Genomic DNA, 13745 nt, shown 5'->3' on the forward strand with positions numbered 1-13745 from the left:
CCAGATTTAAGAAAAAACTAAAAGATTGTAATCTGAATTTACTACTTTTGGCTATCAACTAAAATAAGATGAAATTAACGGTTATTTACGGTATAATAAGCAAGCTATAGACATTTTGATTGAAGGGTGTCTGGATTGGAAGGAGTTTATTCAATGTTTAAAAAATTTAAACCAACATATATGTTAGATGTTATTTATCATTTAACACCAGAAGAGTTAGCAAAACATAATATTAAAGCGGTCTTAACTGACCTAGATAATACGCTGATTGCTTGGGATAATCCAAATGGAACGCCCGAATTATTGCAGTGGTTTGAAACGTTAAAAGAAGCAGGGGTTCCGGTAGTTGTTGTTTCTAATAATAATGCTGAACGTGTTGCCAAAGCTGTTTCACCATTTGGCTTAGATTTTATTGCTCATGCAAAAAAACCATTGCCAAAAGGCATGAACGAAGGTGTGACAAAACTTGGTTTACCAAAAGAGAATATTGTCATGGTTGGGGATCAAGTCATGACAGATGTTCGTGCTGCAAATGGTGCTGGAATTCGTTCTATTTTAGTGAAACCATTAGTTGCAACAGATGAATGGAAAACGAAACCAAATCGTTTTATGGAAAAACATATTATGAAGTATTTGAAAAAAAGAAATCCCAAAATGGACTGGCGAGGTGATTTAGGTGAATGAAGAGATTAAATGTATTGGTTGTGGGTCGACGATTCAAACAACTGATAAAGATGGTTTAGGCTATACGCCTAATTCGGCATTAGAAAAAGGTTTAGAATCTGGCGATGTCTATTGCCAACGTTGTTTCCGTCTACGTCACTACAATGATATTCAAGATGTATCATTAACGGATGATGATTTCCTACGTCTGTTAAATAGCATCGGGGAAGAAGATGCCTTGATTGTCAATGTGGTAGATATTTTTGACTTTAACGGTAGCTTAATTCCAGGGTTACACCGTTTTATCGGTAGCAATCCCGTTTTATTAGTCGGGAATAAAGTTGATATCCTACCTAAGTCATTAAAGCGTGGTAAGTTAACACAATGGATGCGTGAACGTGCTCATGAAGTGGGCTTGCGTCCAGAAGAAGTGGTTCTAACAAGTGCCAAGAAAAATTCTGAAATGGAAGACTTACTTAAGACGATTGAAAAATATCGCAAAGGTCGCGATGTCATCGTTGTTGGGGTTACCAATGTTGGTAAATCAACATTAATCAATGGCATTATTAAAGCGACAGCAGGGGTGCAAGAATTAATCACAACATCACAATTCCCTGGTACCACATTAGATAAAATTGAAATTCCTTTAGATGATGGGAAGTTCTTAATTGATACGCCGGGAATTATTCATAATTTCCAAATGGCTCATTACTTAGGGAAGAAAGATTTACGCTTGATTGCCCCAACGAAAGAAATTAAACCGAAAGTTTATCAGTTAAATGAAGGTCAAACATTGTTCTTAGGTGGCTTGGCTCGTTTTGATTTCATTCAAGGTGAACGCCAATCATTTGTCACTTATGTCTCAAATGACTTAGGAATGCACCGTACGAAATTAGAAAATGCGGATGCTTTCTATGAAAAACATGTGGGTGGGTTACTAACACCGCCACAACAAGATGAAGTTTCAGACTTCCCAGAACTAGTTCGTTTTGAGTTTTCTGTTAAAGAAAGCACGGATATTGTTTTTGCAGGACTGGGTTGGATAACAATTGACTCACCATGTGTTGTAGCTGGGTGGGCTCCAAAGGGTGTTGACGTAATTCGTCGTAAAGCTTTGGTTTAAAGTTAAATTAAAAGAGAAGAGGATCATAATGGAATTAAGAGGAAAACAAAAACGTTTCTTAAGAAGTGCGGCTCATCATATGCAACCACTTTGCCAAATTGGCAAAGGCGGTTTGACTGATAGTGTCCTTGATCAAATTGAAGACACATTAGATAGAAGAGAATTAATTAAAGTTAGTCTATTACAAAATACTGATGAAGTTGCTGAAGAAGTAGCAGAAGTCTTAGAACGTGAAATTGGTTGTGATGTGGTTCAAGTGATTGGCCGGATCTTAGTGGTGTTTAAACCATCTAGTCGTGAAAAATATCAAAAAATTTCTGTAGACGTTCGTAAAATTTAATTGAGCGAACTATGAGGAGGGTGAACTATGACAACTGAATTAAATAAGCGCAAGCGTGTTGGGATTCTAGGTGGTAGTTTTAATCCAATTCATTATGGTCATTTAGTGATGGCGGATCAAGTTAAACATGAGTTAGCTTTAGACGAATGTTACTTAATGCCAACCTATACGCCGCCTCACATTGATAAGAAGACAACATTATCGTCTGATTTACGTTTAGACATGCTTGAATTAGCAGTAGCAGGGCAAGATAGTTTGAAGATTGAAACCTGTGAACTTGACCGAGGTGGTGTTAGTTATACTTATGACACCATGGCTGAATTAGTGGAGAAAAATTCTAATACAGATTATTTCTTTATTATCGGTGGCGATATGGTAGATTATTTACCAAAATGGTACCGTTTAGAAGATTTGCTTGAATTGGTTACACTGGTGGCGGTCAAACGTCCGGGATATGGTGAATCAAGTTCTTATCCAGTCACTTGGGTAGAAGCGCCATTAATGTCTATCAGTTCATCATTGATTCGTAATCACATCAGCGAGGGTAAGTCAGTCAATTACTTCTTACCTGAAAATGTGCTAAACTATATTCAAGACAAGGGGTTGTATCAAGATGTCTAAAGAAATAGTTTATACAAATCAATATGTGGACGTCAGTCGAGAACGCTTGATTGAAATCGTAGCGCAGCAAATGTCTGAAAAACGGTTTGCACATGTTTTGCGTGTGGAAGAGATGGCTTTAGAGTTAGCCGGCATTCATGGTGGTGACTTAGAAAAAGTCAGTATCGCTGCCCTAGTTCACGATTATGCTAAAGAACGTCCCGATCATGATTTTATTAAAGTGATTCAGGAGAAGGGTTTTCCAGAAGAGCTATTAGTTTATGGTAATCCGATTTGGCATGGTTTAGTTGGTGCAGAAATCATTTCAAAAGAACTAGGCATGACAGATGCTGAAATTTTAAATGCTGTTAGGTTGCATACCACAGGTGCAGCTGATATGACGCAATTAGATAAGTTAATCTATGTGGCAGACTATGTTGAAAGTGGTCGTGATTTTCCAGTAGTCAATCAGGCGCGAGAAATTGCCTTGACGGACTTAGATGAAGCTGTTGCATTTGAAACAAAGCATACTTTAGCATATTTAGTTGAAAAAGAAGCGTTGATTTATCCAAAAACAATTGAAACATTCAACCAGTGGGTTGTTAAAAAATAGGAGGTAATTATCATAGAAAGCAAAGAATTATTAGAAGTAGTTGTTAAAGCAATTGATGACAAACGTGGGGAAGAAATCATGGCATTAGATGTTCAAGGAATTTCTTTACTAGCGGATTATTTTGTCATTTGTCACGGGAATAGTGAAAAACAAGTTGGAGCTATCGTTGATGAGGTAGCAGATGCAGCTCGTAAAGCTGGAGTTGAAGTTGGACGTATCGAAGGTAAAGATTCTGGAAAATGGGTATTAGCAGATTTAGGCGATATCGTTTTACATGTCTTCCACGGTGAAGAACGTAGCTTCTATAATTTAGAAAAACTATGGTCAGATGCACCATTAGTAGATGTTACAGGAATGGTTGATTAACATGTTGTATAAAACTTTTGCCATGGTGTATGACGAAGTAATGGATCCAACGCTTTATGAAGAGTGGTTGGCCTTTAGTAAACGCCATTTGCCAGGAGAGACAAAACGTATTTTGGAACTAGCTTGTGGGACAGGAGCTTTAGCTTGTGATTTTGCAAGAGAAGGCTACGATGTCACTGCCTTAGATTTGTCAGAAGAGATGCTATCGATGGCTAGCGAAAGAGCGGAAGAAGAGAACGTAGAGGTTCAATTTGTGCAAGGCGATATGATGGATTTATCAGAAGTCGGTACCTATGAAGCGATCACTTGTTTTTCTGATTCTCTTTGTTATATGCCGGATCAAGAAGCAGTTCAACAAGTTTTTGATTCAGCTTATGAAGGATTAGAAGAAAACGGCACGTTTATTTTCGACGTGCATTCAATTTTTCAAGTCAACGAAGTCTTTCCAGAGTACAGTTATCACTATCAAACAGATGATTTTGCTTTCCTTTGGGATAGTTATGAGGGGCAAGAAGAACACAGTATTGAACATCATTTAACTTTCTTTGTGAAAGAAAAAGCCGAAGATGAACAGTTTATTCGTCATGATGAATTACATGAAGAACGGACTTATTCTTTAGACAACTATTACATGATGTTGGAAAATGCGAATTTTAGAGATATTAAAATGTGTGCAGATTTCACAGATGAAGAACCATCAGAAAATACAACACGTTGGTTTTTTGTTTGTAAAAAATAGAAAAAGTCCTCACTATTTAAAGTGTGGCTTTTTTTATTTTGTTGGTTTCTTAAAAAGAATAAAGAAATTAAGTTTTTTTACTATATAAAAATAAGGACCTCGTATATAATAGACGTTAGTTATCTTGATAATTAGTGCAAAATTTAAGCATAGAGTGATAGAAAGTAGGTGTCGGATGATGAGAAGAAAACAAACAATGGATGGTAGTGCAGCAGCTGCCTATATCTCATACGCATTTACAGAATTAGCAGCTATTTATCCGATTACGCCAAGTTCTTCAATGGCGGAGTTAGTTGATTTATGGTCTGCTGAAGGTAAAAAGAATATATTTGGACACCCTGTTAAAGTGGTTGAGATGCAATCGGAAGCTGGAGCAGCAGGTGTGGTTCATGGCTCATTAAATACTGGGGCTTTGACGACAACTTACACAGCGTCACAAGGCTTATTATTGATGATTCCTAATATGTACAAAATGGCTGGGGAATTATTGCCAGCTGTCTTTCATGTGGCTAGCCGTGCGGTGGCGACCAATGCATTGAGTATTTTTGGGGATCATGGCGATGTTATGGCAGCTCGTCAAACGGGTGTGGTGATGTTAGCTGAAAGTTCAGTCCAAGAAGTGATGGATTTGTCAGCGATTGCTCATTTAGCAGCGATTGAAGCGAGTTTGCCAGTTTTAAGTTTCTTTGATGGCTTTAGAACGAGTCATGAAATTCAAAAAATTGAAGTGTTAGATTATGACGAAATTACAGGTTTGGTTAATCAAGAGAAGTTAGCCGAGTTTCGTGCTCGTAGTTTGAATCCAAATCACCCGCATGTCAGTGGTTCGAATCAAAATGAAGATATCCATTTCCAACAACGCGAGACAGTTAATAACCATTATTTAGCAGTCCCAGGAATCATAAAAAAATACATGACAGAAATCAATCAATTGCGTGGGACTGATTATGATTTAGTCAATTATTATGGTGCAGATGATGCAACTGAAGTGATTGTTTCAATGGGAAGTGTCGCACCAGTTGTTCATCAAGTGGTCGATCATTTGATTGAAAGTGGTCGTAAAGTAGGACATATCAATATTCATTTATATCGTCCTTTCCCAGTAGAAGATTTCTTAGCAGCTATGCCAGCGACAGTGAAACGTATGGCAGTTTTAGATCGGACAAAAGAACCAGGTGCCGGCGGCGAGCCGCTATTACTTGATGTGCAAAGTGTGATGTATGATAGTGACAGTCATCCGACAATCATTGGTGGTCGCTATGGATTAGGCTCGAAAGATGTGACGCCTGATCAAATCGTAGCAGTCTATGATGAATTGTTGAAAGAAAAAAGTGAGATGAAATCGCGCTTTACGATTGGAATTGTTGATGATGTAACCCATCTATCATTGCCGACTTTAGGCAAACTTGATTTAACCCCTAAAGGAACTTATCAAGCGAAGTTCTGGGGATTTGGTTCTGACGGAACAGTTAGCGCTAACAAATCAGCGATTAAAATCATCGGAGATAATACTGACTTATATGCTCAAGGTTATTTTTCTTATGACTCGAAAAAAGCGGGTGGCCTAACAGTTTCTCACTTGCGTTTTGGTGAGCAGCCAATTGATTCAGCTTATTTAGTAGAAAATGCTGACTTCGTTGCCTGTCATAATTCATCGTATATCTATAATTATGATTTGCTAAAAGGGTTGAAAAAAGGTGGTACTTTCTTATTAAATACAGTTTGGACACCAGAACAGATAGCGGCAAACTTACCAACTAAGTTGAAACGTGAGCTAGCAGAAAAAGAGATTAAATTCTTTACGATTAATGCCAATGGCTTAGCGAAAGAAGTGGGACTTGGTCAACGTATTAATACGATTATGCAAGCAGCCTTCTTTAAGTTGATGGGATTAATTCCTCAAGAAGAAGCGATTGCGTTAATGAAAGAACACGTGGTTAAAAACTATAGTCGCAAATCACAAGAGATTGTTGAATTGAACTTTACAGCGATTGATCAAACCATAGAACATTTAGAGGAAATCCCTGTTTCTAGTGAGTGGGCAACGGCTTCTGTAGAAGCGCCTCAAATTAAATCAGATCGCCCATCATTCGTCTTTAATATTGTTGATCCGGTGGCTCGCCAAGAAGGTAATGATTTAACTGTTGGCGACTTGAAAGAAAATGGTATGACGGATGGTCGGATGCCTTTAGGAACAGCGGCGTATGAAAAACGTGGCGTGGCTTTAGAGGTTCCAATCTGGGATGTAGATAAATGTACGATGTGTAATGAATGTACCTTTGTTTGCCCACATGCTGCGATTCGTCCATTCCTAGCAGATGATGAAGAACTTGGAGAAGCTCCTGAAGGTTTCTTAGTTCGTGAAATGCGTGGTGCAGATGGTCTTAAGTATCGAATTCAAGTATCCCTTGAAGATTGTACTGGCTGCGGCTTATGCGTTGAAGTGTGTCCTGCTAAAGGAAAAGCTTTGGAAATGCGTCCTTATGAAGAAATGAAAGAAGAAGCAATTAACTGGGCTTTTGCGATGACCTTGCAAGCGAAAGAGAATCCGGTTAAATTAGGATCAGTTAAAGGGTCGCAATTTGAGAAACCGTTGATTGAATTCTCAGGTGCGTGTTCTGGTTGTGGTGAAACACCGTACTTGAAATTGTTGACGCAATTATATGGGGACCGTTTAATGATGGCGAATGCTACAGGTTGTTCGTCAATCTTTGGAGCGTCAGCTGCGACGACACCGTATACGACAAATGACCAAGGTCAAGGGCCAGCGTGGTCTAACTCGTTATTCGAAGACAATGCAGAATATGGTTACGGCATGTACTTAGCCAATAATTCTCGTCGTGAATATTTAGCTGCTAAAGTTACGGATGCGTTAGCAACGAAAGAATTAAGTGAAGATTTACGTGCTTTGATGTCCGATTGGTTAGAGCATCTGATGGATAGCGAAGGAACTCAACAACGTGCTCAAAAGTTAAAAGCTATTTTAATAGAAGAAAAAGATTCAGATGAGCTGTTAAATGATATTTATGATAGCAATGATTTATTCGTCAAACCTAGTCAATGGTTAATCGGTGGCGATGGTTGGGCTTACGATATTGGTTTTGGTGGTTTAGATCATGTGATTGCTAGTGGGGAAGATGTTAATATCCTAGTCATGGATAATGAAGTCTACTCTAATACTGGGGGTCAAAAATCTAAAGCAACACCTTCATCTGCGGTAGCGAAGTTTGCTGCCGAAGGGAAACGTGGCGGTAAAAAAGATCTTGGTGTGATTGCCATGAGCTATGAACATGTCTACGTCGCACAAATTTCTTCAAGCGCTAACCAAATGCAAACAATTAAGGCGATTGAGGAAGCGGAAAAATTCCCTGGACCATCATTGATTATTGGTTATACACCATGTATTGAACATGGTATTTCAGGCGGGATTACGATTCAACAAGCAAAAGATGCTGTTGAAACAGGCTATTGGTCATTGTATCGATATAATCCATTGTTGCTTGAAAAAGGTAAAAATCCAATGACAATCGATTTCAAAAAACCTGATTTTGATCGCATGAAAGATTTCATGAAGACTGAAACCAGATTTGCGACATTGATGAGTGTGGATCCTGATATTGCCGAACAGTTATACGATGAAACGGTTGCGCAAGCAAAATCACGTTTCTATCGTTACGCTAGAATGGCGGGGCAAGAAGAGAAGATTCGTGAAAAATTAGAAAAGAAAAAAGAAGTTGATTAAGTTCAACTTCTTTTTAGTTTGCCTTAGTTTTATAGTCAGGGGTATTATGATATAATTGCTTGGACAACTCAATGAGGGAGTGACAAATGTGTTAGATACTTTTTTTAGCTTATTTAAGATAGAAACATGGCAAGATATTTGGCATAGTTTTATTTTGACGCCGAATTTCTTTATTAATTTATTAGACATTTTAGTAGTCTGGTTTGTTCTGTATAAATTATTTAACTTATTAAGAGGAACAAAAGCAGTCCAATTACTTAAAGGGATTGCAGTTATTATTATCGTTCGATTGCTTAGCCGAGTGCTAGGGCTAAATACCGTTTCATGGTTGATGGATCAAGTGATTACGTATGGTGTGATTGCGGCGGTGGTGATTTTCCAACCAGAGGTTCGCCGAGGATTGGAACATTTAGGCCGTGTTGGTTTCTTGAAAAAATCAGGAAAAGCAGAGCGTAAAGATATTGCCTTAGTAAAAGCGTACGACCAAGCTATTCAATATATGTCTAAACGTAAGATTGGAGCGTTAATTACGATTGAACGTAACACTGGGTTAGATGAATATATTGAAACAGGCATACCACTAGATGCTGAAATTAGTTCAGAGTTATTAATTAATATTTTCATTCCAAACACACCGTTGCATGATGGAGCAGTTATTGTTAATGATGATAAAATTGCGGTAGCATGTGCTTACTTACCTTTGTCAGAAAGTGAGACTATTCCCAAAGAGTTTGGGACACGTCACCGTGCAGCGATTGGTGTCAGTGAGGTATCAGATGCCTTAACGATTATCGTGTCTGAAGAAACTGGTGATGTGAGTATTACAATGGATAATCATTTTTACCCTCATTTAGAGCAAGAAGAGTATTATAAAATATTAGAAGATGCTTTTGTTAATCATGATGAAAAACCAAAAGAAAGTTTAGTTCAATCGTTCTTAGAAGGTTTTACTAAAGGAGGGCAGCGCTAATGGATAGAATAATTAGACATAAGTGGTTTTCGCCTTTAGTAGCACTGCTATTTGCCTTATTACTTTTTTGGAATGCTAATTCTGAAAATAAAGTATTGAAGGGCGAAGCAGTGCCAAGTATTTCTGCGGTTGCTGATAAGGTGCCAATTCAATTGTTGTTCGACGATAAAAAGTATTACATCTCAGGATTTGATCCAACAACAACCGTTTACTTAAAGAGTAATAATAAAGTGTTGTTAGATGGTGAAACGAATGAATTGACTCGGAACTTTAAAGTGCAGGCGGATTTAACGAACTTAGAAGAAGGGGTTCATGATGTTCCGCTTGAAGTGAAAGGTCTTAATAGTGCAGTTAATGCTGTACTAGGGGATCAATCAATAAATGTCACAATTGAAAAACGTGCGACAAAAGAATTCGAAGTAGTCCCTGAGCTGAATGACACATTATTAAAGCAAGGCTACACTTTAGAGAGTATTACAGCAGATCCTGAGAAGGTTACAGTCACAGCTGGTGAAAGCACGATTCACAAAATTGATAAAGTGGCAGCTGTCTTAAGTGACGTTCGTGACTTATCTGAAAACATGACTCGTGAAGTTGATTTAGTTGCTTTGGACGAACAAGCTAATGCGCTAGGTGTCATTATTGCGCCAGCAGCAGTTAAAGTCCAAGTGAAAGTGACAGCACCTTCAAAATCTGTTCCATTAGAAATTAAACAATCAGGTTCAATTGCAGAAGGAATTAAAGAGTTTAAATTCAAACCTGAAATGGAAAATATCGTTATTTACGGATCTCGTACGACGATTGATGCGATTGATAAGCTAGAGTTAGTTATTGATACATCAGGAATTGAAAAACGAGAATTAGAATCGTATTCAATCACTAAACCTGAAGGGGTCGAATTAGATCCCGCGATTGTTCAAGTAGAAGTGACACCTGTAAAGAAAGATAAAGAAGAAAAATAATTTAAATAATGAATATAACTATTTTAAAGTATTGGAGAGAATAACATGGGAAAATATTTTGGAACTGATGGCGTTCGTGGGATTGCCAATCAAGAATTAACACCAGAATTAGCATTTAAATTAGGACGTTTTGGTGGTTATGTCTTAACGCAACACATTGAAGAAGGAACACAACCGAGTGTTTTAGTTGGTCGTGATACTCGTATTTCAGGTCAATTATTAGAGCAAGCTTTAATTTCAGGTTTGATTTCAGTTGGGATTGAAGTGTTCTCTTTAGGAGTTATTTCAACTCCAGCGGTTTCATATTTAACGAGAACTCAAAAAGCTTCAGCAGGTGTGATGATTTCAGCCTCGCATAATCCGGCGCAAGATAATGGGATTAAATTCTTTGGACCAGATGGTTTTAAATTAGTTGATGCTCAAGAAGCAGAAATTGAAGTGTTGTTAGATGCAGAAGAAGATACATTGCCACGTCCATCTGCCGATGGTCTAGGAACGTTAGATGAATTCCCAGAAGGTGTTTTACGTTATGCAAAATTCTTAACCGAAACAATTGATGGTGATTTTGAGGGAATTAAAATTTGTTTAGACGGTGCTCATGGAGCCACAACACCATTAGTTGATCGTGTATTTGCGGATTTAGAAGCTGACTTTTATACAATGGGAACTAATCCAAATGGTTTAAACATTAATGATGGAGTTGGTTCAACACACCCTGAAAAATTAGCTGAATTTGTTCTTGAAAAAGGAGCGAATGTTGGGCTTGCCTTTGATGGAGATGGCGATCGTGTGATTGCTGTTGATGAAAAAGGGCAAATCGTTGATGGCGATAAAATCATGTTTATCTGTGGTAAGTACTTATATAGCCAAGGTAAATTGAAAAAGAACACAATTGTTTCAACGGTAATGAGTAACTTAGGATTCCATAAAGCGGTAGAAGCTGAAGGAATGGTTGCTTTAGCAACTCAAGTAGGTGACCGTTATGTTGTAGAAGAAATGAGAAATAATGGTTATAACTTCGGTGGGGAACAATCAGGCCACATGATTTTCTTAGATCACAATACAACTGGTGATGGGATGTTATCAGGAATTCAATTAATTAATGTTATGAAAGAAACGGGTAAAACTTTATCTGAATTAGCAGCAGAAGTTGAAGAATACCCACAAAAATTAGTGAATATTAAAGTATCGAATAAAAATGGTGCGATGGAAGTGCCAGCAATCAAAGCAGCGATTGATGCAGCTGAAGCTGAAATGAATGGTGACGGACGTATCCTTGTTCGACCTTCAGGTACTGAACCATTACTTCGTGTGATGGCTGAAGCGCCAACGAAAGAAAAAGTTGATTACTATGTTGATCAGATTGCAGAAGTTGTTCGTCAAGAAATTGGAATTGACTAAAAAGACAAGAGCTTAGCTCTTGTCTTTTTTTGTATACCAATAAATTATTATAACTATACCAATTTTATTTTTGTTGACAAAACGCTAATATAAAGTTATTCTTATATCTGTTTCCAGATAGTTTTTACCCGGTATACGTCTATACCAATTATTAAAAAGCGCCAGACCTTTTACAGGTGACGAGGAGAGAGCTTATCGAAATATTCGGCGGGTAGCTCTAGGGACTGCACTCTACAGACTAGTCTAAAAGTTAGTTGGAAAACTATAACAAAAAACTAGTCACGCAGCTGGAAAACTAAATTATTGAAAGAAGGAAATGTAAATGTGCGGAATTGTCGGGATTGTTGGGAATCAGAATGCGAAAGAAATTTTATTAACAGGTTTAGAGAAATTAGAGTATCGTGGTTATGACTCAGCGGGGATTTTTGTGTCAGAATCTGAAAATGAAGGCCAATTAATTAAAGCAGTAGGCCGTATTGCTAACTTGCGCGAGAAAGTTTCAGCTGATGTTAATGGGACAGCCGGGATTGGTCACACACGTTGGGCAACTCATGGTGTGCCATCAGAAACAAATGCTCACCCTCATACATCGAGCAATGAACGTTTTGTTTTAGTTCACAATGGCGTGATTGAAAACTATGAAGAAATCAAAACTGATTATTTAGCAGGTGTTAATTTAATTGGTGAGACAGATACGGAAGTTGCCATTCAATTGATTAATGTCTTAGCTGAAAAAGAAAACTTATCAGCTAAAGAAGCTTTCAAAAAAGCTTTAACAATTATCAAAGGATCATACGCTTTTGCGATGATGGAAAGCAATCAACCAGAAGTGATTTATGTTGCTAAAAACAAAAGTCCGTTATTGATTGGATTAGGTGATAGCTTTAATGTGGTTTGTAGTGACGCTATGGCGATGATTACTGAAACGAAAGAGTTCGTTGAAATTATGGACGGAGAATTAGTAATTGTTGAAGCAGATAAAATTACCATTGAAAACCAAGCTGGTGAAACGATTAATCGTGATTCATACGAAGCTAAAATCGATGTTGCTGATATGGATAAAGGTACATATGAACACTACATGTTAAAAGAAGTGGATGAACAACCTGCTGTCATGCGTCGTTTAGTCCAAGAGTATACAAATGAAAAAGGTGAATTAGTTGTTGATGAAGCAATCACATCACGTATTCAAAAAGCTGATCGCATTTATATTGTCGCTTGTGGAACAAGCTGGCATGCAGGTTTAGTTGGTAAACAACTAATTGAAAAAGTGGCTGAAATTCCAGTAGAAGTTCACGTTGCAAGTGAGTTTGCTTACAATATGCCACTTATTTCTAAAAATCCATTCTTTATTTTTATCAGTCAAAGTGGTGAAACGGCAGATAGTCGTCAAGTTTTAGTTCGTGTCAATGAATTGGGATACGAGTCAATGACAATGACGAACGTTCCAGGCTCAACCTTATCTCGTGAAGCAAATCATACGATGTTATTGCATGCAGGACCTGAGATTGCAGTTGCTTCTACCAAAGCTTATACAGCACAAATTGCTACATTGGCAATTTTAGCTAAAGCGACAGGAATGGTTAAAGGAACAGCAGTTGCTAAAGAGTTTAACTTAGTAAAAGAATTAAGTTTAGTTGCTACAGGAATGGAACGTCTTGTTGGAGAAAAAGAACATATTTCTGATCTAGTAAAAGCTAATTTAGAAACAACTCGTAACGCTTTTTACATCGGTCGCGGAATGGACTATTTTGTTTCAATGGAAGCTGCGCTTAAATTGAAAGAAATTTCATACATTCAAGCAGAAGGTTTTGCTGCTGGTGAATTGAAACATGGAACAATTGCTTTGATTGAAGAGGGAACACCGGTAATTGGTATTATTACTGACGAAGTCATGGGTAGTCATACTCGTGGTAACTTGAAAGAAGTGGAAAGCCGTGGAGCAGCAACAGTCGTTGTTTCAATGGAAGGTTTTGAAAAAGAAGGCGATCACATTGTTTTACCTCACGTTCACGAGTTGTTAACACCGCTTGTTAGTGTCGTGCCGATTCAGTTGATTGCTTATTATGCAAGTTTACACCGTGGTCTAGATGTAGATAAACCACGTAACTTAGCTAAAAGTGTGACAGTCGAATAATCTTAAAACTATCATCGTAAGGTGATAGTTTTTTTGTTTATTTTTTTGGTCTAGACCTTGAACAAATGCCAAGTTGGGTGTATGATTGG

11 protein-coding genes and 1 pseudogene are annotated in these 13745 nt (G+C 37.8%); all 12 read left to right on the plus strand.

What is annotated here, in order from left to right:
* Positions 1–153 precede the first annotated feature (153 nt).
* The 12 genes and pseudogenes from G7081_RS04510 to glmS all read left to right on the plus strand — a co-directional run bounded on the left by G7081_RS04510 (position 154) and on the right by glmS (position 13656).
* A complete protein-coding gene (locus tag G7081_RS04510) occupies positions 154–684 on the plus strand; it encodes a YqeG family HAD IIIA-type phosphatase (protein WP_166007768.1) in 531 nt (176 codons plus the stop codon).
* Entirely contained in the window at positions 677–1786 is a 1110-nt protein-coding gene (gene yqeH / locus G7081_RS04515; RefSeq protein WP_166007769.1) for a ribosome biogenesis GTPase YqeH, read from the plus strand. The genes G7081_RS04510 and yqeH overlap by 8 nt, the downstream gene beginning before the upstream one ends.
* 28 nt (positions 1787–1814) lie before the next feature.
* Positions 1815–2126, plus strand: a complete 312-nt coding sequence (gene yhbY / locus G7081_RS04520) for a ribosome assembly RNA-binding protein YhbY (protein WP_166007770.1) — start codon at positions 1815–1817, stop codon at positions 2124–2126.
* Between the two features lie 27 nt (positions 2127–2153).
* The gene (locus tag G7081_RS04525; RefSeq protein ID WP_166007771.1) at positions 2154–2747 is read left to right on the plus strand and encodes a nicotinate-nucleotide adenylyltransferase; all 594 of its coding nucleotides are present in this window, start codon (positions 2154–2156) and stop codon (positions 2745–2747) included.
* Positions 2740–3339 carry a bis(5'-nucleosyl)-tetraphosphatase (symmetrical) YqeK gene (gene yqeK, locus G7081_RS04530; RefSeq protein ID WP_166007772.1) on the plus strand — a complete coding sequence of 200 codons (600 nt, stop codon included), beginning with the start codon at positions 2740–2742 and terminating at the stop codon, positions 3337–3339. Before G7081_RS04525 ends, yqeK begins: the two co-directional genes overlap by 8 nt.
* A 12-nt stretch (positions 3340–3351) precedes the next feature.
* Complete coding sequence (rsfS, locus tag G7081_RS04535) at positions 3352–3705, plus strand: ribosome silencing factor (protein WP_420824511.1); 354 nt, start codon at positions 3352–3354, stop codon at positions 3703–3705.
* Position 3706: 1 nt separating this feature from the next.
* Positions 3707–4444, plus strand: coding sequence for a class I SAM-dependent DNA methyltransferase (locus tag G7081_RS04540; RefSeq protein WP_166007773.1), 738 nt, complete (start codon positions 3707–3709; stop codon positions 4442–4444).
* A gap of 178 nt (positions 4445–4622) precedes the next feature.
* Positions 4623–8177 (plus strand): annotated as a pseudogene (nifJ, locus tag G7081_RS04545) (pyruvate:ferredoxin (flavodoxin) oxidoreductase); the annotation flags it as partial.
* 97 nt (positions 8178–8274) lie between these two features.
* Complete coding sequence (cdaA, locus tag G7081_RS04550; protein ID WP_275115407.1) at positions 8275–9156, plus strand: diadenylate cyclase CdaA; 882 nt, start codon at positions 8275–8277, stop codon at positions 9154–9156.
* On the plus strand, positions 9156–10118 hold the full coding sequence (locus tag G7081_RS04555) for a CdaR family protein (protein ID WP_166007776.1): 963 nt from the start codon (positions 9156–9158) through the stop codon (positions 10116–10118). The genes cdaA and G7081_RS04555 overlap by 1 nt, the downstream gene beginning before the upstream one ends.
* 45 nt (positions 10119–10163) lie before the next feature.
* Positions 10164–11519: a phosphoglucosamine mutase gene (gene glmM / locus G7081_RS04560; protein WP_166007777.1), complete on the plus strand. Its 1356-nt coding sequence runs from the start codon at positions 10164–10166 to the stop codon at positions 11517–11519.
* A gap of 322 nt (positions 11520–11841) precedes the next feature.
* A complete protein-coding gene (gene glmS / locus G7081_RS04565) occupies positions 11842–13656 on the plus strand; it encodes a glutamine--fructose-6-phosphate transaminase (isomerizing) (protein ID WP_166007778.1) in 1815 nt (604 codons plus the stop codon).
* The last annotated feature ends 89 nt before the right edge of the window (positions 13657–13745 follow it).

Source organism: Vagococcus coleopterorum, from assembly GCF_011303955.1.
Lineage (GTDB): Bacteria > Bacillota > Bacilli > Lactobacillales > Vagococcaceae > Vagococcus_D > Vagococcus_D coleopterorum.